Source organism: Ferruginibacter profundus (genome assembly GCF_054783275.1).
The window spans coordinates 314,960-336,197 of the sequence record NZ_BAAGQW010000002.1 but is presented as its reverse complement, the minus strand read 5'-3'; the positions used below and the strand labels follow the sequence as shown (position 1 = coordinate 336,197).

The 21,238-nt window shown below is 38.1% G+C and carries 19 protein-coding genes and 1 tRNA gene; 2 read left to right on the top strand and 18 right to left on the bottom strand.

Annotated elements, in window-relative coordinates:
* Positions 1-14: 14 nt before the first annotated feature.
* Positions 15-923, top strand: a complete 909-nt coding sequence (locus ACYVM0_RS11615) for a hypothetical protein (protein WP_460557186.1) — start codon at positions 15-17, stop codon at positions 921-923.
* On the opposite strand, the gene ACYVM0_RS11610 is transcribed toward ACYVM0_RS11615, so the two are convergent.
* From ACYVM0_RS11610 to ACYVM0_RS11570, 9 genes are all read right to left on the bottom strand, one after another.
* Positions 920-1,810: a hypothetical protein gene (locus ACYVM0_RS11610; protein WP_460557184.1), complete on the bottom strand. Its 891-nt coding sequence runs from the start codon at positions 1,808-1,810 to the stop codon at positions 920-922. The two genes, ACYVM0_RS11615 and ACYVM0_RS11610, sit on opposite strands and share 4 nt — an antisense overlap.
* Complete coding sequence (locus ACYVM0_RS11605; RefSeq protein WP_460557182.1) at positions 1,804-2,481, bottom strand: FkbM family methyltransferase; 678 nt, start codon at positions 2,479-2,481, stop codon at positions 1,804-1,806. The genes ACYVM0_RS11610 and ACYVM0_RS11605 overlap by 7 nt, the downstream gene beginning before the upstream one ends.
* A 21-nt stretch (positions 2,482-2,502) precedes the next feature.
* Positions 2,503-3,459 (bottom strand): Rossmann-fold NAD(P)-binding domain-containing protein, encoded by a 957-nt coding sequence (locus ACYVM0_RS11600; RefSeq protein ID WP_460557180.1) that lies wholly within the window; start codon positions 3,457-3,459, stop codon positions 2,503-2,505.
* Between the two features lie 10 nt (positions 3,460-3,469).
* Positions 3,470-4,606 (bottom strand): glycosyltransferase, encoded by a 1,137-nt coding sequence (locus tag ACYVM0_RS11595; protein WP_460557178.1) that lies wholly within the window; start codon positions 4,604-4,606, stop codon positions 3,470-3,472.
* The gene (locus tag ACYVM0_RS11590; RefSeq protein ID WP_460557176.1) at positions 4,599-7,268 is read right to left on the bottom strand and encodes a hypothetical protein; all 2,670 of its coding nucleotides are present in this window, start codon (positions 7,266-7,268) and stop codon (positions 4,599-4,601) included. The genes ACYVM0_RS11595 and ACYVM0_RS11590 overlap by 8 nt, the downstream gene beginning before the upstream one ends.
* 34 nt (positions 7,269-7,302) lie before the next feature.
* Positions 7,303-8,238, bottom strand: coding sequence for a GDP-L-fucose synthase family protein (gene fcl / locus ACYVM0_RS11585; protein WP_460557174.1), 936 nt, complete (start codon positions 8,236-8,238; stop codon positions 7,303-7,305).
* Between the two features lie 75 nt (positions 8,239-8,313).
* A complete protein-coding gene (locus ACYVM0_RS11580; RefSeq protein ID WP_460557172.1) occupies positions 8,314-9,105 on the bottom strand; it encodes a glycosyltransferase family protein in 792 nt (263 codons plus the stop codon).
* Between the two features lie 135 nt (positions 9,106-9,240).
* Positions 9,241-11,919 carry a TonB-dependent receptor gene (locus ACYVM0_RS11575; protein WP_460557170.1) on the bottom strand — a complete coding sequence of 893 codons (2,679 nt, stop codon included), beginning with the start codon at positions 11,917-11,919 and terminating at the stop codon, positions 9,241-9,243.
* Between the two features lie 163 nt (positions 11,920-12,082).
* Entirely contained in the window at positions 12,083-12,691 is a 609-nt protein-coding gene (locus ACYVM0_RS11570; RefSeq protein WP_460557168.1) for a DUF445 domain-containing protein, read from the bottom strand.
* A gap of 105 nt (positions 12,692-12,796) precedes the next feature.
* Between ACYVM0_RS11570 and ACYVM0_RS11565 the strand changes: the two genes are divergently transcribed.
* Positions 12,797-12,875, top strand: a tRNA-His gene (locus tag ACYVM0_RS11565).
* On the opposite strand, the gene ACYVM0_RS11560 is transcribed toward ACYVM0_RS11565, so the two are convergent.
* The 9 genes from ACYVM0_RS11560 to traJ form a co-directional block, all read right to left on the bottom strand.
* Positions 12,867-14,375, bottom strand: a complete 1,509-nt coding sequence (locus ACYVM0_RS11560; protein ID WP_460557166.1) for a recombinase family protein — start codon at positions 14,373-14,375, stop codon at positions 12,867-12,869. The genes ACYVM0_RS11565 and ACYVM0_RS11560 overlap by 9 nt on opposite strands.
* Positions 14,376-14,546: 171 nt before the next feature.
* Positions 14,547-14,816 carry a hypothetical protein gene (locus ACYVM0_RS11555; RefSeq protein ID WP_460557164.1) on the bottom strand — a complete coding sequence of 90 codons (270 nt, stop codon included), beginning with the start codon at positions 14,814-14,816 and terminating at the stop codon, positions 14,547-14,549.
* A gap of 34 nt (positions 14,817-14,850) precedes the next feature.
* Positions 14,851-15,609 (bottom strand): hypothetical protein, encoded by a 759-nt coding sequence (locus tag ACYVM0_RS11550; protein WP_460557162.1) that lies wholly within the window; start codon positions 15,607-15,609, stop codon positions 14,851-14,853.
* Between the two features lie 37 nt (positions 15,610-15,646).
* Positions 15,647-16,873 carry a hypothetical protein gene (locus ACYVM0_RS11545; protein ID WP_460557160.1) on the bottom strand — a complete coding sequence of 409 codons (1,227 nt, stop codon included), beginning with the start codon at positions 16,871-16,873 and terminating at the stop codon, positions 15,647-15,649.
* On the bottom strand, positions 16,870-17,631 hold the full coding sequence (locus ACYVM0_RS11540; RefSeq protein ID WP_460557158.1) for a DUF4138 domain-containing protein: 762 nt from the start codon (positions 17,629-17,631) through the stop codon (positions 16,870-16,872). Before ACYVM0_RS11540 ends, ACYVM0_RS11545 begins: the two co-directional genes overlap by 4 nt.
* A 25-nt stretch (positions 17,632-17,656) precedes the next feature.
* On the bottom strand, positions 17,657-18,931 hold the full coding sequence (gene traM / locus ACYVM0_RS11535; RefSeq protein ID WP_460557156.1) for a conjugative transposon protein TraM: 1,275 nt from the start codon (positions 18,929-18,931) through the stop codon (positions 17,657-17,659).
* Between the two features lie 3 nt (positions 18,932-18,934).
* Positions 18,935-19,432: a hypothetical protein gene (locus tag ACYVM0_RS11530; RefSeq protein ID WP_460557154.1), complete on the bottom strand. Its 498-nt coding sequence runs from the start codon at positions 19,430-19,432 to the stop codon at positions 18,935-18,937.
* A gap of 2 nt (positions 19,433-19,434) precedes the next feature.
* Complete coding sequence (gene traK, locus ACYVM0_RS11525) at positions 19,435-20,052, bottom strand: conjugative transposon protein TraK (RefSeq protein ID WP_460557152.1); 618 nt, start codon at positions 20,050-20,052, stop codon at positions 19,435-19,437.
* Positions 20,053-20,076: 24 nt separating this feature from the next.
* A complete protein-coding gene (gene traJ, locus ACYVM0_RS11520; protein WP_460557150.1) occupies positions 20,077-21,231 on the bottom strand; it encodes a conjugative transposon protein TraJ in 1,155 nt (384 codons plus the stop codon).
* Positions 21,232-21,238 lie beyond the last annotated feature (7 nt).

The following is a 21,238-nucleotide window of genomic DNA, read 5'->3' as shown; positions in this document are numbered from 1 at the left end:
AATTATTTGTTAGTATGTTGAAGTATTTCCGAAAAAAAATTTCTCAGTATAGGTATAGCTTATTTGACCGGAGTTTTAATGAATTAAAAATTCTTGCCGCTAAAAAATTAGTGTACCAGAATAATCAGCTTGAAAGAATTAAAGAACTTTGGGAAGTCGAGTTTAATGCATTTTCACAATCAGGAGATGACGGGATAATACAATACCTGATAAGTAAGTATCAGGTATCAAATAAAACCTTTGTTGAGTTTGGGGTTGAAAATTACCGGGAATCTAATACAAGATTCCTGTTAGTGAACAATAATTGGGCAGGTTTGGTGATAGATGGCTCGAAGCGCAATATTGACTATATAAAACAAGACCCCATTTATATTTTTTTTGAGTTACATGCTTTTGAGGCCTTTATTACTAAAGACAATATCAATGATATAATAGGTAAAGTGTTTTCAGGGAATATTGGACTTTTAAGCGTTGATATTGACGGGAATGATTATTGGATATTGGATGCTATAACAGTTGTAAGTCCTGATATTCTTGTGGTAGAGTATAATGCAATTTTTGGAGCACAAAGAGCAATTACTGTTCCGTATGATGATGCATTTGTGAGAACAGAAAAGCATTATTCAAATCTTTATTGGGGAGCTTCAATAAATGCGGTTGTTAACCTGGCTAGTAAAAAAGGTTATGTTTTTGTAGGATGCAACAATACCTGTAATAATGCTTATTTTATTAAAAAAGAAGTTTTTGGCCGCTTTAAGGGAATTGAAGAGAAAACAAGCAAGCAGGATTATGTGAAATATAAGTTCAGGCAGTCGCGGAACGAACAAGGCCATCTTAATTATCTTAATCCTTTAGAGTCATTCGAGGTAATTAAAGGAATGCCGGTTGTAAATATCCTTACCGGGCTTGAAGAAAAAATTTAATTAAATAGCCTTTTCAAAAATCTTTTCAGGCGATGTGAAACACCTCGTTTAATAACTTTCTTATACACAAGATCATCGTTAGCCTTATTTAAAATAAATTCTTCAGGGTGTTTTATTTCTTTGATCTCATGAACCACTCCTTTATACCAATTTGGCGTTTTATTATGGTGACTACCACTATTTTCATCAAAGCCTAAATTTTTTACAAGATTGTAATTAGGAATTACAGACACTCCTTTATTCATTAAAATTGTATAAGCCCATTGAGAATCCCATGTGTCAATTTCATGAGATTTTGTTTTTTCAAATAATTCCTGGTCGTAGTATTTAATAAACTCCGGCAAACGTTTGAATTTTTCAAATTTTTTCATTTCAAAATCATATTTACTCCATGCCCTTCTCCAGCTTGCCCAGCCCCATATATGAGGATAAATGGAAAAATAATAACTCTCATTATTCACTTTCATTTCCGGCTCAATAAAATTACTGCCACCAATATGCATGATGCGGTCATCATCTTTATATTGGTACAGCAGGGTATTGCAAAATGTAAAAAAAGATTGATTTGGCAAACAATCATCTTCTAAAATAATGCCCATTTCTTCATTGTTAAAAAACCAGCTGATGGCCGTGCTGACCCCCCGGCCACAACCAAGATTTTCAGGTTGGTATAATGTTTTGACTTCTACAGCAGGATTGTTTTTTTTCCAGTTGTTTACCAGTTCATGTACTGCGGCGCATTTTGCAGCATCAGTGGTATTGTCTTTTCTTACCCCGTCTGTAGCTACATACAAAACAGGTGGCTGGTATATTGCAATAGCGTCCAGCACCTGTTGTGTTGTGGCAGGCCTGTTGAATGCAATTAATAAAACAGGGGCTTTTAGCATTTTTTATAGATGTAAGAATAATAGGTCTTGCCTACCAGTTGGTAGTTTAATTTTTCCATAAAAATATTCACTTCTGAGGAAAAGTGTTTTTTTATCTCGACTGTATGCGCCTCCAGTATAACAAATGTTGGCTTATATTTATTCCAGTCATTCGATTGTAAAACCTCCATTTCCAGGCCTTCAGTATCGATAGTTAAAAAATCGATTGTGGTATTTGGAGCCAGATTGTCTTCAAGTATTTTAGATAAAGGAACTGTATCAATAGTAAGCTTTTTTATCAGCTGCAAATTTGCCTGCGTATACTCATTTGCTTTTTCTTCACTAAAGGTATTTAAAGCAGTTTCTTCAAATACATAATAGGTCAACTGTTCTTCTTTTAATGAAACTCCTTTTTGAATATTAATATCTTTTGACCGGAATCTTTTAAATAAATGTGCTACTTCAGGCATGGGTTCAATATTGATACCCGTCCAGCCTTTTCTGTAAAAAAAATTAGTGTTAGAAAAACGGAAAGGATGGTGTGCACCCACATCAACATAAACACCTTTTTTCTGGTGTTCAAAAAAACGGTTTAATATCATGTCTTCACCTTCCTGTGAGTAAGAAATATTGGCATGCCTGTATATTGGCAATAGCCTTTTGATTACTTTTTCAAAAAAAACAAGGATCATTTTTAAGGATTAATTGGTCAGCTATTTTTTCTGCCAGTAACTGATAATATCAGCAAGGCTTTGTTCTAATGATATCTCAGGTTCCCAGCCAAAATCTTTTTTCATTTTTTGGTAAGAGCCGGTGATTGTCCGGTTTTCATTGGGGCGTATCAGCTGCGGATTTACTTCGGTATGGATAGTAATGTTCAGCAACTCACTCATTTTAACAATGATATCTTTAAGCATAATACCACGGCCCGAACAAATATTGTAAACCGAATTACTCTTGCCTTGTTTCAATAAAATATAATAGGCTTTGGCAACATCTCGTACATCTAAAAAATCACGGGTAATAGACAGGTCGCCGGTAATGATCTTTTTTTCTTTAGTGTCATCTGCGGCTAAGGCTACCAGTTGTTTAGCAAAAGAAGAGATTACAAATTTATCTTTTTGCCCCGGGCCAATATGGTTGAAAGACCTGGTGATGATGATGTCTAAATTAAATCCTTCGGCATAAATGGTAGACAACATTTCCTGAGATACCCTGGCTACAGCATAAGGGCTAACCGGGTTCAATTGGTGTTCTTCTGTTAAGGGTAATTGTGCTTCTGATACTTCACCATATTCTTCAGAAGAACCTACTGATAAAATGCGGCATTTTATTTTATACAACCTTACTTCTTCAACCAGGTTTAAAAAAATGTTGGTATTGTTTACAAAACTTTCCAAAGGCGTTTTCCAGCTTAAGGCTACGCTGCTTACTGATGCCAGGTGTAAAATATATTCAGGCTCAAAATCGCTGAGGATGATACCAACAGCATCTTTATTCAATAAATCAATCAGCTTTATGGTAATGTGCAGATTGGGATAGCGGCTTTTATCAAACTCTTCAATATCTCTTGCAATACCCATTACCTGGGAGCCTGGTTCTACCGTGTTGAGGTAATCCAAGAAATGGGCACTTACAAAACCTGTTATACCTGTAATTAATATCTTCATTACGCTACATTTATTTTTGTTGCAGTATGGCAGCTGCTTTTTCTGCAATTTTTCCCCAGTAAAAATGATCAAAGAATGCAGCAGGAATGCTTGATGATGTATTACTGCTGATCACTGCAGTTGCAAAATTATTCCAGCAATCGTCTTCAATTATTTTCATTTTTTCGCCGGTGATCGCCAGCGGCACACCAATTGCACCGCTTGTTGTAGTCACCACATTCAAATCATATCCCAATGCCTCTACTAATTTAGTCTTTATGCCTCCGCCATCCATTACCGGGTTGATAAGCATATCTGCACCTTTATAGTACAAAGTTATATCATCCACAAAGCCTGCATAAATAATATTTTTATCATTGTACTGTTTTAATTCGTTGTAAGAAGAGTTTAGATTACTGCCGCATACAATTATCCTGTATTTAAAACCAGTTTGTTGTAACAACAATGGATTAATATGATTCAGGATGGTATCCAAAGCATCAGTATTGGGCTTGTAATTTAAAGAGCCATTGAATAAAATTATTCTTTCGTCCTTTTTAATATTATATAAAGCCGAAATGGTTTCTTTTGCAGCCTCCCTGTCATCCTTTGTGGGCGGGCCTGTAAGCTCAAATCCATAAGTGATGATGAAGCATTTATCAGGATTCAGCTTGTACCTGGAAATGCCATACTGCTCATCATCCTGCTGAATAAAAAAATTATAATCGGCAAAACGATGAGTAGTCCTTTCGTAATTCCATAAAATCCCCCACCACCATTTGCCAATACTTTTAAATCTTTCGGCTTCAATATTCTGAGAGCGGATCACTAACTTAACCTTGCAAAACATTTTTAATAAAATACCCAGCCAGCCATAGTAAGGATGTTCTATCATTAAGTGTGTTATCTTTTTATCTTTAATGATCTTTCTTAAAGTAAAAAAATACAAAGGGTTGGCATAGCGCAATTTGCCATTCTCTATAATGTTTAAAACTTCATACTCTTTTACCTGGGATATATCATTATCCTTTACACTGATACAAGTAGTAGGTATAAGAGAAGAAAAAAACTTAAAGAATAAAGCAAAATGCTTTTGCCCGCCGAGTTTTGCAGGTAAAAATTTGTAAGGCATTAACGCTAAAACCTTTATTTCTTCAGTATTACCCATTAGTTGTAGCAGTCTTATTTCCCAGTGTTTTCTTTATTTCCCAACCAATGGTTCCGATTAACAATGCAATCATTAACCAGGTAAAAAATACGCCTAGTTTTGATCCGTTAATATAAGCAGCAGGCTCCAACTTAAATTCAATACTATGTTTACCTGCAGGCAACATCAAAGCTCTTAAAACATAATCGGTTTTAATGATGTCTGTTTTCTTACCATCGATATAAGCATTCCAGTCTTTATAAAATATTTCACTGAATACGGCAAGTTGTGGTGCGGCTGAATTGCTTTCGTATTTTATGGCATCGTTATCAAATGCAGTCTGTTTAATGTATGCAGCACTATCCGGTGCAGTAAAACTGCCGATTTTTGCCTGGTAACTTTTATCTACAATGGCAGTATCCTTCGGATTAAAATCATTCAGTGCTTTCATCTCTTCAACTGCTCCGTTTACATAGGTAACCGCTTTTACAAACCAGCAATTACCTAAAGCACCAGGGTTTTGTACTTTTATGGCCTCTCCCTGGTTTTGTCCGGGTTGAATAATGTATTTGGTGTTCAGCATATTGAGCACATTGGCATTTGGAGTACCGCCGGTGAGCTGGTAAGTAATAAGATCATCATAAATAGCCAGCTTGGCAGCCGAGTATCCTCCGATTGTTTTGTGATAATAAGATGACCTCGATTGCTGGTAAGGATCTCCTTTACTCATATCCAGCACACGGTAATTCGGGTCTTTATCCTGCAGTATTTCCTGGTCAGCCTTACTCATAGGAAATTCTGCTGCTTCAAAATCAGCCTTGCTGGCAAAGCTTTTATCATTCAGGTATTTAATATCAAAACTGAATAACTCGATAAATGCAACTAAGGTTACTCCTGCAATTACAACTGTCGCATTTAGTTTATTCTTTAAATACAAAACCAAAAATGCAGCCGCAAGTAACACATACACTAACGATACCAGGATGTCTTTTCCTAAAAACGAAGCCCTGTCTTTTCTTAATGCAGATAAAATACCTTTGGCTTCAGTATCCTCTAACCGGTTGTTTAATACCTGTTGCTCATAAACACTATTATCAACTAAAGGCTGCAGATTTTTATCACTGTTAATGGTATTGTATTTCTCTTGCATCTCCTGTTGCGATTTACTTTGCAACATTTCGTTAATAGCTTTTGTACGGTTTTTATTTTCTGCACTAAAATCGCTGGTAAAGTAAATGCCAATAACGATAATAAAAATACCTGCAGTAGCTATTGCTCCTAATTTAAATTTCTTCCAGGTTTCAGCTTCTGCCTGGTGTGTGATAAGATAATCCAGGGTTAAAGCCGCAAGTATGGGCACTACTATCTGCGGTATTACTAACGTCATAGTAGGCACCCTGAATTTATTGTACAAAGGAAGGTGTTCGAATAAGAAGCCATTAAAGCCAGGTAGATTTTTTCCCATGGCCATCATTATGCCCAATATGGTACAGGCCAATATCCACCATTTGTGTTTGTTATCTAATAAAAACAATCCTAAAATACCCAAAAAGCAAATGATAGCACCAAGGTAAACGGGGCCAACTGTGAATGGCTGATCGCCCCAGTAAATACTCTGAGAAAGACTTAATGCATATTTTTCTGCATCATAGCGGGGTTGCGGTGCATTTATTTTTTCATCAACCTGTTTGTACACATGTGATTTGTCATCCAGTTTCGGAAATATTTCCTGCTCTCCGTCACGTTCGGAAACATGCATCCCGTAACCTTTTATTCCAGGGAACATGAGGCTGAAACTTTCCATTTTTCCATAACTCCACTGAAAGGCATAATCTATCTGTAAGCCTGTTGTTTTAGAATCTTTGGTAACATTATCCTTGGCTGCATCCTTTTTATCCATTACCAGCATACCACCACGTTTGCTGGAAGCGGTGTAATCGGCATTCACCCATAAGTTTAAAATATTAACACCAACACCAATTGCAGCAGCAACTGCTACAAGGCCAATGGCCTTACCGGCATGCGCTAATTGTTTTTGCTTTACCCAATTTATAAAATAGGCAATCGTCATTATTACTGCTATAATAAAAAAGTAGTAACTGATTTGCTGGTGATTCATACCCAGCTGCATCATGGTAAATAATGCAGTTAGTGTAAAGCCCCATAAATATTTTTTCTCATAAACAAGCAGCATACCCGCAAGCGTGGCGGGTACATAAGCCAGCGTAAGCATCTGCGTATCGTGGCCGGCAACAGTGGCCATTGCAGTAAAACTGCTGAAGGCAAATCCTAAAGCTCCGATGATGGCTGTCCACGGCCTGAGTTTAATAACAGACAATAGTAAATACATGCTGATGCACATCAAAAAGAAAAAATTGATGGGCTTAGGTAACCAAAGTGTAAAAATGTGATGGATAAGATCAATCGGGTTCCATGGAGTAGGGTAGGTGATCTGGTAACTGGGCATACCCGAAAACATATTGGTTGCCCACAGTGCACCACGGCCCTCTGCTTTTGTTTTTTCCATCAACTGATGGCTCATACCCTGCCATTGGGTGATATCACTTTGTTGCATGGTAAGGCTGCTGTCTAATGCAGGCTTGCAAAAAATAACTGATACCAATAAAAAAATACCAATTGCAATAAGATGGGGTAAGGCTTTTTTAAACCAGGTTGACTTCATTGTTTACTATTTTTAAAGCTCTAAGATAATTGATTTATTTCGGGTTGATTGTTTCCAGGAAAGATTCGTAAGCCAGTTGTATTCCTTTGGGTAATTCAACAGCATGTTTCCACCCGGTTTGATTGATGCGGCTCACATCCATTAATTTTCTTGGGGTACCATCGGGCTTGGAATCGTCCCAAACCAGTTCGCCCTGGTAGCCAACAATATTTTTTACAAGACGGGCCAGTTCTGCAATGCTCATATCTTCCCCGGTACCAATATTTACAAATAATTTTTCATTATAATGCAGCATCAGGTGGTAACAGGCATTGGCCAGGTCATCCACATATAAAAATTCACGTTTGGGAGTACCGGTGCCCCATAAAGTAACAGCAGGGTGGCCTGCAATTTTTGCTTCATGAAACCGGCGTATCAATGCCGGCATTACATGAGATTGCTGCAGGTCGTAATTATCGTTTGGACCATATAAATTAGTGGGCATTGCCGAAATAAAATTGCAGCCATACTGGTCCCTGTAAGCTTCACAAAGCTTAATACCCGCAATTTTTGCAATGGCGTAAGGTTCATTGGTGCTTTCTAATAAACCGGTTAAAAGATACTCCTCTTTTAATGGCTGCGGTGCCATTTTAGGATAGATGCAGGACGAACCCAGGAACAATAATTTCTTTACGTAATTTTTATAGGCAGCATGAATGATATTGGTTTCAATCACCAGGTTGTCATAAATAAATTCGGCCCGGTAGGTATTATTGGCCATAATGCCACCCACTTTTGCTGCGGCAAGAAAAACATAGGCAGGTTTTTCTGTGGAAAAAAAATCATTTACGGCCTGCTGGTTGCGCAGGTCCAGTTGGGCAGATGTTTGGGTGATAATATTATTAAAACCTTCTGCTGTTAATTTTCTTACCAGCGCACTACCCACCATTCCACGATGGCCGGCGATATAAATTTTATCTGTTTTAAGCATATCTGATTTGTAACTATTACAGTATTGTTAATAATGATAAGGAATTGTTGAATGAAGTAACTACAAAATTGCAAACTACAAATTTTCAAGCTTTAACCGGGTTTTAATTTTGTACAAAAAATTACCAACAGGGGAGTGCAGTAAATGAAATAATGTTTTCAATCTTATTTGCCATAAGTTCAGCCAAAGGCTTTTTCCAAAATGCCTTTCATAAACTTTTTTTATTTCTGCAAGAGAATGAAAATACCCGCTGCTGCTGATCCCTGAAGGAGCAAAATTTACCAATGGGATTTCTAAAAAAATAAATTTCTCCTCTGCAATACGGCAAAGAAAATCATAATCCGCCGCAATTTTTTCGGTGGTGCTGTACAAGCCGTATTGATCATGTAATTGCTTTTTTACAAACATGGTCTGATGGCAGATACTCCTCATACCACGGTATAATTTACTTTTCTCAAAAGGTTTACCGATGATCACCCATTGATTGCCTCTCAGCAGTTTGTATTTACTGTGCAGCCATTGTAACGAGGGATCGGTATCAAAAGCCGCAACTGCATGAGCAATAGCTTTAGCATCAAAAAAAGTGTCCCCTGAATTAAGCATCACTAAAATATTGCCCGAAGCATGTTGAATACCTTTGTTGATGGCATCGTAAATACCATTATCGGGTTCACATAGCCATTTACGGTAAGCCGGCTGTGGATTATTTTCAAGAAAGTTTTTTATTTCGGCGGTGCTTGACCCATCAATGACATAATGTTCAAACGGTTGCTGCTCCTGCATATCCACCGATTGGCAGGTGGCAATTACATCCTGCAGGTTATTGAAACAAATGGTGATTACCGTAATGGTGTTTGGCAAAGGCATATTCCGGCAAATTTATTTAATATGCTGCATTAAATAAATTAAAAAGAGCAACATTCAAAATGTTGCTCTTTTTAATTTGTAGTATTGATTATTTACAGGCCTCCATTCACATGTCACTATTGACGATTCACGTTATTAGTTCCCCATTCCCTGCTGTGCATTTTGCATGCTGTCCATTTCACCTTTCATATTTTTACGTTTAAACAACGATACATCAACCTTTCCAAAACGCCAGTTAAAGCTTAACCTTGCTACCTGCGAATCACGGCGGCGCTCTGTGTCATATATCAGGAAAGAGCTTTCAGCATGGGTGGCACTCAGTTTTGTTCTGAATACATCACTCATTTGTAATGTTAATGAGGCAGCATTATTTTTCATGAAATCTTTTTTAATGGCAATATCAACACCATAGTTGGGTTTAATATAGCCCTGTGCACCTGGTGAAGCCTGGCCAAAACCACCGCCACCCATCATGCCACCGCCGCCACGGCCACCCATACCACCGCCACTGCTGCTGGCCGGTACCAGTGTTTTGGCCTGGTAATCGCCGCTTAGCTGGATAGAATAATTTTTAGGGAGTTTAAAACTGTTATTGATCTTGGCAAACCAGCTTACCTGCGATTGATTTGTACTGCCCGGAATATTACCTGCTTTCAGTTCTGTTTTATATAAATTTAAATTGGTCGACAGATCCCACCAGCTGATAAATTTATCCCTTACTGTTAACTCAAGGCCGTAGGTGAAGCTGCTGTTGGCATTGGCATAGGTATTAAATGTAGCACTGTCTGATATTGCCGGGTTAGGATTGGCATCACGGTATTGATAACGGGTGATGAGATCGTTGGTATTACGGAAATACAAGGTGGTTAAAAAAGAATGCTTATTCGATAACTGGTTCTGGTAAGATAATTCTGCCAGGTTGGTGAATTCAGGTATCAGGTCAGGATTACCTTTTGAAATATTCAACGGATCAGTTACATCAACAAAAGGGATCAACTGGAAAAAGTTAGGCCTGTTGATCTTCCTGGAATAATTCAGCTGCATATCCTGCTTATCGGTAAGTTTATAGGTAAAGAATGCACTGGGGAATAAACTGAAAGGATAACTGTTGCTGAACTTCTGATTTTTAGTGATCAGGTTACCATTGTATTCACTGCTTTCCAATCTTAAACCTAACTGGTAAGTAAATTTATTGAGCTGCTGCGAAAAAGTGGTATAGCCTGCATAAACGGCATCTGTAAATTTATAATTGGAAATGGTATTGCTGCCAAATAGAATTTGTCCGTTACTGTAATCCTTATAAATATTGGTGATGGTATTAAAGCTGGTAAAATCCCTGAACGACGCCCTTGCACCAAATTCAATTTTCATTTTTTCAGTAATAGGGTTACTGTAATCTGTTTGTACAGTAAGAAATTTTGTAGTTCCTCCACCAGTGGTATTTTGAAAAAGATTCAACCCTTTCAGGCTATTGGCAGAAGTATATTGTTTCTGATCATTGTCAGATTCATTATCATTCTTACTGTAGTTAAAATTCACATCAGCTGTTAATTCTTTGCCGGCTTTTGCATAATTGTGTTTATAACTGAAAGTGCTGCCATAATTCCTGAAATTACCAATGCTGTTAGAAGCACGGGTAGCAGTTTCATGTACCGAACCGGAAGAGTAAGTAGTATCATTAACACTGTTTAAAAAATCCTTTGTCTTAAACTGTCCTCTTACAATATTACCACCAATGGTAAAAGTATTCCTGTTGTTTAAAAAATAATCCATACCAATTCTGCCGAATGAAAAGAAACCCTTGTTAACGGGGTTGTTCATCTGTAGCGAGTGGGCAGTACTGTTAGTGAAAAAATCAGTACGCTCAGTTGTTACATCACTTAACGACTTGCGCACACCCAGCATTCCTGCTGCAAAAAAGTTTACCTTTTCCTGCTTTACATTAATATCGCCACCAAAGCCGGGCCTTCCACGGCTATCAATGCTGGCCCTTACATTACCATTATAACCAGCTTTGCGATTCTTCTTTAATACAATATTCAATATACCTGCCCCACCGCCGCTGGCATCATATTTTGCACTGGGGTTGGTGATCAGTTCTACAGATGCAATGGCATCAGCAGGTATCTGGTCCAACGTCATGGTGGTAGGCCTGCCGTCAACAAATATCTGGGGTGCAGCATTACGCATGGTTACATTACCATCAATATCCACATTTACGCTGGGTACATTCTTCATTACATCTACCGCAGTTCCGCCAACACTGGTAAGATTTTTTTCTACATTAAAAACCTTACGGTCAATACTCATGGTAAGTAATGGCTTATTAGAAACTACAGTTACATTTTGCAGTTGCAGTGCATCCACTTCCAGCTTAATATTACCAAGGTCTTTATCCACGCTATTTAACATTCCGCTCATATCACCATTCTTCATGCCCGACATATTCAGGGCAAAGGCAACTTTTCTTTCGATGGTTTTATAGCCAATGGCGGTAATTTTTAATTTATACTGCGCCATGATATTTAAATTCTCCAGGCTGAATTCGCCCTTTTTAGTTGTAAGCATACCGCTAACCACCACATCTCTTCTTTTTTTAGTCATTGTATCCAGCTTATTCTGGATCAGCTGTACCGAAGCCGCATCAATTGGTTTATTTGTAGCAGAATCGATGATCTTGCCATAAAAATGCCCCAGATTCATATTCTGCCCGCTGCCCATTTGCCCACGGCCGGCTCCTGATGGCATTTGTGCCTGTACATTCGTGACTAAAGAAATCAATACCAGGCTAAAACAAATTCTAAAAAAGTTCATATTGTAGTTTTAATGTTAGATGTAGTTTAGACGCTTTTCTGTTAAAAAACTGTCGGTTTGGCAATAAAACGCAAAGGTGCTCTCAAAAGTTCAGTTGCAATACCCTTACATGATGAATGGTAGTATAACTTGTGGAGTTGCAGATGGCGTCGGGGAATTATTATCAGTTACTCAGCACCTGTATCAGTACCTGTAAAAGGCCAATCAAAAGGCCAAAAAAACCACCGATCACTTCTAAAAACTGGAATTCTCTTTTTGTGATCTGGTTCAATATATCCTCCAGTTTTTCAGAGGAAAAGCTGGCAACTTTATCGGTAACAATTTTTTCCAGGTCAAGGTCTTTTTCCAATTTGGTCATATAACTTTTCATCAGAACGGGAAAAAGATGCTCCAGCTCCATTAAAAAAGCGTCCTTAAGCTGGGTAATGGTCTTTTCTCCAATTAACATAGAAAGCATAGGGAAAACCTCTTTTAATTTTTCTCTTAAAAACTTGTCAATATGCGCCTCAATCTCTGGTTTCAAAAGCTGGATATTTTCGGGGTTGGTCACTTTGGCTTCAATTTCGGCAAAGGATAAAAACTCTTTACTCACCACCTGGCCCAGCTTTTGGGCTATCAGTTGCTGGTTCTTGGGAAAAATTCCCTGTAGTTTAAATCCGAAAATATTGATCGGGTTACGTGGGTGAAACAACATTTTAATAGCGATCCATGTGGTAACCCAACCGGTAAATGCCGATAAAAGAACAGGAATAATATAATGAGTCCACTGCATGATTTGCTTATTTTGGGTGCAAAGAAAGCATTTTTACACCGCTTACTCAAAATGTAATTTTGGGGGAGAAAAGTTTTTCATTATTTTTGCCGTCCAATAAAAAACGGTAGTCGTAGCTCAGTTGGTTAGAGCATCAGATTGTGATTCTGAGGGTCGGGGGTTCGAGCCCCCTCGATTACCCCCAAGAGGACAAAGCAGAAAATTCCTGTTTTTGTCCTCTTTTATTTTGGCTGAAAGCCATGCCCACATTGTATATTAGCTTGACAGCTTCGTTCACTCTGGTGGTTCGAAAGTGTTCTCCGTCAAATTCCAATTTTTCAGGAAACATCGAACCAACTATATTTCTTTTAACCTCTGCATTGCCGGAAGTATATAATGAATCAATAGTCTCCAGAACAACCAGTGATTTCTCTATAAGCGGTTGAATATTAGTGAAGGTATTCATATCAGCTATTTGTTGTTCGGCCTTAATTATTCCTTGTTCACATTCCTTTTTAATGGTTCGAAAATCGTCCGCTTCGATGCTGTCGCTCAACATTAATTCTCGGGCCTTAGATTCCCTGGAGTTGAGGCGGTTTATTTCTTCTTTGAGGGAATTGATGGTCTTATTTCTGTCATTGCCGGCTTGGTCATATACATCTTTCAATGTCAATTTGTACAATTCCTTTACAGCCGGATCCGGTTTATATTTTTGTAATTCTTTTATCATGGCATTATTGACAATTTCTGCCTTAAAACGAACACCGCAGGCACTGCTACAATGATAATAATCGTAATATTGTTTTCTTCCACGACTACTGCTTGCTGTTAGCAGCCGGCCGTCTTTAGAGCATATAATGCTTCCTCTAAGCGGGAATTTTTCAGGGGCTCCGATAGATACTACCTGGTACCTGCGACGACCATCTAAAAACGCCTGGACATCATAAAACAACGCCTCGCTGATGATTGCGGTATGAAGTCCTTGCACCATTTGAGCCGCTTCAGTTTTATAAGCCTTTACTATTATTTTCCCCATATAAATGGGGTTTCTTAAAAGAGTCCAAAACCCATTTTTCTGGAGATTAAAACCACGCTCTTGCGCCTTTTTTAAAATACTTTCAGATGTATATTTTCCGGTCGCCAGTTGTTCAAAGATCCATTTGGCCATTGGCGCATCTTTATTCGGCGCAATATATCTTCTGCCGTCAGGAGTTGTCAGATTATCATAACCAAACGGGGCCTTACCCATACAACGGCCTTCTTTTTGTGCACGGCGTTGCCCCGCAATTACATTCAAAGCACGGCGGTCATTTTCCACCTCAGGTGAAGCGAGATAAAATGCAAGCATTATTTTGTTTTCCGGAATTTCAAGATCAAGTGGCTGTTCTACTGCCTGCGGCTCAGCACCAAGATTATTGAGTAGTTTTATCATCTGATATGCATCAGCAGCATTCCTGCTGAATCTATCCCATTTTGTAAAAAGAATCAGGTTAGCTGAATGCTTAAACTTCCTCAACTGAAGCAACATTTTATTGAACTGTGGTCGTTCAAAAGTTTTAGCACTGGCATCTTCAATATAGGTGGCAAGAACATGGTAGTTGTTAATGCTGCAATAGCGTAGTAAGGTTTCTTCCTGGCTACGCTGGCTATATCCTTTTGTTTGCTCCTCTGTGCTTACCCGTACATAGAGAATTGCTTTTTTCATAAAAAACCGTTTTCGTTAGGTATGCTAAATTATACAAAAAATCGAGCATAATTTTCGCCTCATTTTCATTAACAAATAATCCGTTGTCTGCCAAAACTTTGCGGGCTTGTGAAGGTGATATTTTTTGTATAATTGGAGAGTGGAACATCGATTTAAATGAAATTACATTTACTACAGGCCTTTTAAATAGACTTTACTATTGTCAAAACAATTATGCGATGGATAATAATAAATGTAGCCAAATTCATGTAAATTATTCATACACTTGTTATAAGTATAACGGGCATTTATTTTGGCAAACTTCATTATACTTCTTCTTAAAATAATTACAGGATTGACACCTCCACTTAAATTCCATTGTTGCAATAAAGCCATATAAAGGCTAATGTGTGTGGTTCCGATCCTTACATCATCTTCAATAGCTTCATAGAATTTAGTCATTGCTGGAAAAAGTTCCATCACTTAAATATTAATTTCAAACTGAAATATTGCGTTTAGAATATTTGGAATTCACGCCACGCTTTTTTTTAAGTAATCCTTTGCTATCTGAACCCTGAGACTCATTTTCTGTTTCATCAGCTTCCTGGTTGTTCGTGTGTTTTCTTTTTAAGTGAATTTGTTTTTCTAACAAACGGTTCTTTAAGAAGCGATAAGCTTCATCCACAGATATGCCAACCTGTCCCTCAAAAAGATAAAAGCGCTGGCTTATATCAGATTTGTTTTTTACAGGATTGATGTTACCAAATAATTCCTGGTATGGGGCGCCTCGCCAATATCTCAGTTTAAGGCCAGCAGCAATTGCGAAACCTTCTTCAGTTATTTCCAGTCTGGATATATTTTCCATAACTGCTTCCAATTGCAGTTCTTTTTCCCAACTTGCCTTGTCATTCCAGTTCAATTGCTTTTTGGAAGAAAAGTCAAATGCATTTTTCCAATCAACTTCTTTCATCAAATTTTCAAGATTGATTATATCAATATTATTGATAATTGAATTGTTTGCACTCAATCCTGCTTGAAGAGTTGCGTCATAGTACTTTAATAGATAAGCATCTTGTTTGATGTCCTTTTCAATGAAAAATTGAAAAACTAATTGCTCATTATCTTTCTCAATTTTTTGCGGCAGAAAAAAATGATCAGGCTTAAAACAAATTCTTTTTAATAAAAAATTCCCGGTGTTTTCAAAACCCAGAGAGTGCAACTGTTTCTCTAATGAAATGATATTTTCGATGTTCATGATAATGCTTTTTAGTAAAAGGAGTGAGGAGTATTTTTTAAGATACTCCTAAACCTTTTTTATGGCTTTCTCTTTTTTTGGGCAATAGCGTGTTGTCTTTTTGTTTGCCCAATAGTTCTTTACCCGGCTTCACTTCCTTGCTCAGCTCTTTTTTTTTATCATTGCCCATATCTTCCTTTACAGCTTTGCCGGCTTCTGTTTTACCAACGGATTGATATTTCTCTACTGATTCCTTTGCAACCATTTTCATGTTGGAATCATACAGGTTAACCTTTTTAAACTGGGGATCAGCTTCAATAAACATTTTGTGACTGCTGCCATCCTTTTCAATGGTTACAGATTGCACGTTTCCTTTCTGTAATGATTGCATTAATGCTTTTTCTTTTTCGGGATCCTTTAATTCTGCAATGGCAAATTTCCCAACCGCTGTTTTCAAATCAAAACCATAGTTTTCATGGTACTGCTTTACTTCAAAGTTGTTTTTGTTGTCCTTATTGCCTAAGTCCAGTTGCAACCAGGCTTTATAAGGCTGGTTTTCCTTAGTTACAAGGTCTTTGTGCACGGCACGGCCATCCAGTAAATTGAAGGCCTCCTTTGAGGTAATGCCTTTGCCCTTATTGATGTAAAAGGTTTGTTCCATTTTTTCACCATTGTTTTTTTGCAGGGAGGCATTATAACTGTTGAAAAAATACATGTCTGTTTGATCAGACTTTTTAAAATTCAATGTGGCTTCAAATGGTTTTTTGTTGATCTCCGCATTGTACTTCAATTGAAATTCAGGCTTGCCTTCAAACATGTTTTTTTCAAGGGCATCTTTAAGATTTTCACCAAAGCCCATGTATTTGATATTATCTGTCAAATACTTTAAATTCTCGTTGTTCATAATACTTATTTTTATTTGTGAATTAAATTTTATTGATTGTTGTTCCATGTTTTCAATCAATGCATCAGTAAACTTGTTGCCTTCATAATTGTATAAACCATTAGCGTCAGGGTTATTTGAAAGTCCGGAAGTAGTTGTGCCATAAGGAATTTTATTAAATACATCCCAGAGTGATTCAAAATGAATGACTGCGTAATGGTCACGGTCACTATGATTATAAAATGCAAATTCTTGGGCATCAGTTTGCGATTTAAAAAATTGTATATCATCCTTTTCAATGAAATACAGGGAGCCATTATAGGCCATCCAGTTTTCGCCTCTTACCAATGCATCATTGCATAGTTCCAGCACTTCATCTGAAATAACATGTTCATTATTCATTGCAAATCCGGAAGTGTAATGGCTTTAATAATTTTGTTATTATGTACCCTGAGCAGTAAATGCCTGCCACCATTTTTTTCGTTGATCTCAATGGCTAAATATTTGGCATCCGGAATGGTGAATTTTTCCAGTGCAACCACGATACTGTTTTTACTATTTGCTTTCACTTGTTTAATATTGCCTGCAATGAATAATGACTGCAACTCATTCTCCTGGGTGGCAGTCCTTTTGCTTTTATGCTTGTCCCTGATATAAAAGCGCAGAAAATCTATATCATAATTAAGCGGACTATTATTGCTTATCCAGAGCTGATAATAAATAGTATTGTCTTTTATGTAAATTCCTGCAACCTGCCCTTCAACATCCCAGCTGTGGGTACGGATACCACGAAGCGTTAAAGGATTATCTGCAATACCTCTGGCATATTCCGATAGGGGAACCTGCTGTTGTACCGGAACCTGGTAAATCCAAATGGCCGGTGTTTCGGCATATTGAACAGGGAAGGCATATACGCTGCCATCAGTAGTAACTACACTTAAATTGGTAAACTGGAAATCCTTGGTGGCTGCTTTTACCAGTAGAATATTGTCTGCATCTTTTACAGGTTGTATTAATATATCCTTCGTGCCCCGGTCCACATGACGGATGGCGAATGGAAATACAAGGGTGGTGGTCTTATCAGTGCTGATTTGTACCGTTTGTGCATTGCCCAATAATTGTAACAGGCAACTGGTGAGAATGATGATTAAATATTTCATGATGATGATTTTTAATTTTCAAAAATTATTGTTGTTTATCTTTTAATAAGATCCGATAACCTGCTTTCACCTGCACCTTAACCAGTTTAACTTTTTTACTTAACAGGTTTTTTGCGGTTTCAATTCCTGCGCCTGCAGCCTGCGCTCCAATTGAGGGATCGAGACTTCCCAGTGCCACAGACTGCAGGGCATTATCAGTTGATTGTTTGGCCACATCACGGCTGATAGCACCAGGTATATAAATACCCGCCAATCCATCCATATCATATACTTCCATCTTAACCGGGAAAAGAGAATTGCCTTCTCTTATGGAATTGATATTGATTTCCAAACGCTCATTATTTAGTGTTACGTTGCCGAATACAAAATTCCCTTTTGGAATACAATGCTCACTGATATATACCGGCGAACATAGCCTGAGTTTGATCACAGCTCCTGATACCAATGTTTGGGTTTCATGCACGACAGCTTCGATCGCATTCTGTGTAGTATTTTCGTTGGCTTCTGTAGTTCCAAAGAAGCTTTCAGCGGGAGAGGGGAGTTGCTGAGTGACTGGAGTATCCAATAAACTGAAAGTAGATTTGTATACTTCTTTATTTACTGAGAAAATGGTTTCTTTATTTACCGGCGCATTCACTTTTAATTTTTCAGTTACTCTTTCCGGGTGTTGAATGTCCAGTATCTTTTCCAGCATGCCACTCAACTGTTTCATTTCCGGATCTTCGGATTTATTGCCGGTCGCAGATTGCAGCATTTGTTCCAGCCTGTCGACATCGATTGACCCTGCTCCCGTTTGATTGTACAGATTTGTATTGTCTGTTTGACTTGCAGTAGTGTTGCCATTTGATTTTAGTGCTGCATTTAATTGTGCCAGTTTTTGATATACCTTGGTTTCATTGGGGTCTGTATATGGGCTATTGGTATAGCCATTACTGTATCCCTGATTTGAATTTCTGTTAGCAGTGACAGAAGGATTTCTTTCAGAAAAAGCCGCCAGAATACTGTCCGCTGCCACAGGAGGTTTAACAAAATAAGGATCATCCTTCATCTGTTGCATGATCTTTTCCGAATCTGATTGTGCCTTATCATAATAAGCCATCTTGTCCATTGACTTGTCATCTTTGAGTGCAGCTCCCGGTAATTCCAGGTTTAATCCTGTTGTTGTTTTGACGGTTTCGTTTTGTCCATCTTTGCCACCACCCAGTGCCCAGAAAGCCATAGTGATGAATGGAAGCACTAGTGCCGGTAAGATCAGCAGCATTTTTCTTTGCCGCAGCATTTTTGTTGTCAGCTGTTTCATAATTTACTTTTTTAATGTTTGTTGTAATTCATATAATTTTTTGAGTTGAAATGTACTGTCCATTAATCCCGGTCTTTTTAGCAGGATGCTGTCAGCAATTCTCTTTCCTTTTGTAGTTTGATTAAGGCTATCTATATACAGATGGAAGCATATTATTTTATTGTATTCCTTTTCAGGGATGAGATTATTACTAAATAATTTTTCCTCGCCGGTTTTGGTAGCGTATGCAGGGATATGAATTGTAGCAATTCGGTATGCTTTTTTTGGTTTCTGAATAATACTTGATGCAATAATGTATAGGCTATACAACGAGCCAAGTAATACCACTATCGCAGTGACGTATTTTTTAGCCCTGACCGAAAAACGCTCACTGCTTCGCTGCATAAATGAAGCCCATCTTAACTGGAAAGTGGTAACCTTTCCAACGATTCCATTTACCATCTTATCCTGTAATGGACTAGCTTCCGGAATTTTCTTTTTTCTTTTAAATAAATTAAACATGATTACCTGTTTTGAACTTTAATGTCTTTATTTAAAATAGTTGCCCATCGCTCAATTAAAAATCCATGTGGATTATTATCAGAACGGGAAATGTTTCGCAGGTATCCTTCTGTGATTAAACTGCGTGTTACGGTACTGGTGGTACGAACAATAGACTGCGTGCCATAGCACCGGAAATAATAAGGCGATTGATTAAGGTCCACCATAACACTGTCGATACTGATAGTCTGGCTGATATTCCCTGAAATGATATTGGTGAAGTATCCGCTCTCTTTTAAATTATCATACTGCCGCTTCGCTGAAATGTCAGCTAGGTATAATGCTTTGGTAATATTTGCCTGGATCAGTTTTTCATCCGGGTCAAGGGTGAAAAAATACTGGTGAAAGGTCTTAATATGATCCTTTGCTTCCACCGGGATATTATCTTTTCGTTCACCCATACTGGCTTCCAGTGCCTTGCCATTGGATAGAATATAGATCTTGGATTGGATATGGCTGACCAACTGAAAACTTTTATATACCGAGAAGCAGCAAATACCGACACAGGCAATGATCAGGAGCATACTAAACGTTCTTACATATTTAAAAGCACTGTCAATATTTTTCATTTGTTTAAACATCTTCGTTTCTTTTTATCCGTTAACTTATTTGCCTGATAACCTGTTTTTCATATACTCGCTGCTACCATTACCATTGCCAGATGAAAAACTATTGGAAACACTATTCACTATTGCACCACCTGCAGCAATGGTGTTGTTGGTTACACTTCTTGAAGTGGCATTAAAGCCGGATGTTACTTTATGCAGGAAACTGTTCTGACTCCCTGCCTGAATAATATAATTGGCTACGCTGGGAATAGTAAAATACCCTGCAATACCAATGATCATAAATACCAGGTAGGCCATATCGGTAGAAGAGAAGAACGTGTCGCCTTGTGTTTCGATTTGGGAAATATCCAGCTTGAGCATATTCTCCTGGATCTTACCCATGATGGCTCCAAAAATATTGGCTACCGGTAGCCAGAGGAAAAAATTTAAATAACGGGCAAGCCACGAAGTGAGGGTATGCTGGAATCCATCAAAGACCGCAATGCCAAATACAAGGGGACCTAATATTGCCAGTACAACCAGGTTAAAAGTGCGGATGGTATTAATGCACAAGGCAGCCGCCTCATAAAAAACTTTTAAGATTTCAGATAACCATTCCTTAATGGAGTTCTTAAAATTGTAATAGAATTTACTCATGGCAAATTGTACCGAATTGCCCACGCCTGCAATCCAACCTTCTTTTGATGGATCCTCATCATCGTGTGTGTATCTGTACCATTGATCTCGATCCCCTTCACCAGTAGATCCGACATACATTTGCCAATAAATGGTTTTCTTGATGGCGGCTTCCTTTGCTTTTAATAAAGCTGCGATGGCCTTGTCTGAATTTTCCACCATGCCTTCTGTTGCGGTAACGGTGGGTTTCATTACCCCATTGATCATTGCTATTACAGATGGGAAGATGAGGACTGCAAAACCCAGAACAAATGGCCGGAACAATGGATAAAAGTCGATGGGCTCTGCATTACTGATATGCCGCCATACTCTGGTTGCAATATACCAGGTAGCTGCAAATCCTGCAATGCCACGACCCACACCAATCAATTGACTGCACATGGGCATCATATCATCATATAATGCATCCAGCACCGAATGCAGGCTGTGAATTTCTGTGGCGACTTGCGCCTGTAATAAACATGGAATCATCATTCCCACTGTTGCTATTACAGCAACCCTCACGCACTTTCTCATAAAATTT

What these genes read in the sequence shown, in the direction of transcription:
- ACYVM0_RS11615 (WP_460557186.1), top strand. Translation starts at nt 15, where the DNA reads ATGTTGAAGTATTTCCGAAAAAAAATTTCTCAGTATAGGTATAGCTTA.
- ACYVM0_RS11610 (WP_460557184.1), bottom strand. Translation starts at nt 1,810, where the DNA reads ATGCTAAAAGCCCCTGTTTTATTAATTGCATTCAACAGGCCTGCCACA.
- ACYVM0_RS11605 (WP_460557182.1), bottom strand. Translation starts at nt 2,481, where the DNA reads ATGATCCTTGTTTTTTTTGAAAAAGTAATCAAAAGGCTATTGCCAATA.
- ACYVM0_RS11600 (WP_460557180.1), bottom strand. Translation starts at nt 3,459, where the DNA reads ATGAAGATATTAATTACAGGTATAACAGGTTTTGTAAGTGCCCATTTC.
- ACYVM0_RS11595 (WP_460557178.1), bottom strand. Translation starts at nt 4,606, where the DNA reads ATGGGTAATACTGAAGAAATAAAGGTTTTAGCGTTAATGCCTTACAAA.
- ACYVM0_RS11590 (WP_460557176.1), bottom strand. Translation starts at nt 7,268, where the DNA reads ATGAAGTCAACCTGGTTTAAAAAAGCCTTACCCCATCTTATTGCAATT.
- fcl (WP_460557174.1), bottom strand. Translation starts at nt 8,238, where the DNA reads ATGCTTAAAACAGATAAAATTTATATCGCCGGCCATCGTGGAATGGTG.
- ACYVM0_RS11580 (WP_460557172.1), bottom strand. Translation starts at nt 9,105, where the DNA reads ATGCCTTTGCCAAACACCATTACGGTAATCACCATTTGTTTCAATAAC.
- ACYVM0_RS11575 (WP_460557170.1), bottom strand. Translation starts at nt 11,919, where the DNA reads ATGAACTTTTTTAGAATTTGTTTTAGCCTGGTATTGATTTCTTTAGTC.
- ACYVM0_RS11570 (WP_460557168.1), bottom strand. Translation starts at nt 12,691, where the DNA reads ATGCAGTGGACTCATTATATTATTCCTGTTCTTTTATCGGCATTTACC.
- ACYVM0_RS11560 (WP_460557166.1), bottom strand. Translation starts at nt 14,375, where the DNA reads ATGAAAAAAGCAATTCTCTATGTACGGGTAAGCACAGAGGAGCAAACA.
- ACYVM0_RS11555 (WP_460557164.1), bottom strand. Translation starts at nt 14,816, where the DNA reads ATGACTAAATTCTATGAAGCTATTGAAGATGATGTAAGGATCGGAACC.
- ACYVM0_RS11550 (WP_460557162.1), bottom strand. Translation starts at nt 15,609, where the DNA reads ATGAACATCGAAAATATCATTTCATTAGAGAAACAGTTGCACTCTCTG.
- ACYVM0_RS11545 (WP_460557160.1), bottom strand. Translation starts at nt 16,873, where the DNA reads ATGAATAATGAACATGTTATTTCAGATGAAGTGCTGGAACTATGCAAT.
- ACYVM0_RS11540 (WP_460557158.1), bottom strand. Translation starts at nt 17,631, where the DNA reads ATGAAATATTTAATCATCATTCTCACCAGTTGCCTGTTACAATTATTG.
- traM (WP_460557156.1), bottom strand. Translation starts at nt 18,931, where the DNA reads ATGAAACAGCTGACAACAAAAATGCTGCGGCAAAGAAAAATGCTGCTG.
- ACYVM0_RS11530 (WP_460557154.1), bottom strand. Translation starts at nt 19,432, where the DNA reads ATGTTTAATTTATTTAAAAGAAAAAAGAAAATTCCGGAAGCTAGTCCA.
- traK (WP_460557152.1), bottom strand. Translation starts at nt 20,052, where the DNA reads ATGTTTAAACAAATGAAAAATATTGACAGTGCTTTTAAATATGTAAGA.
- traJ (WP_460557150.1), bottom strand. Translation starts at nt 21,231, where the DNA reads ATGAGAAAGTGCGTGAGGGTTGCTGTAATAGCAACAGTGGGAATGATG.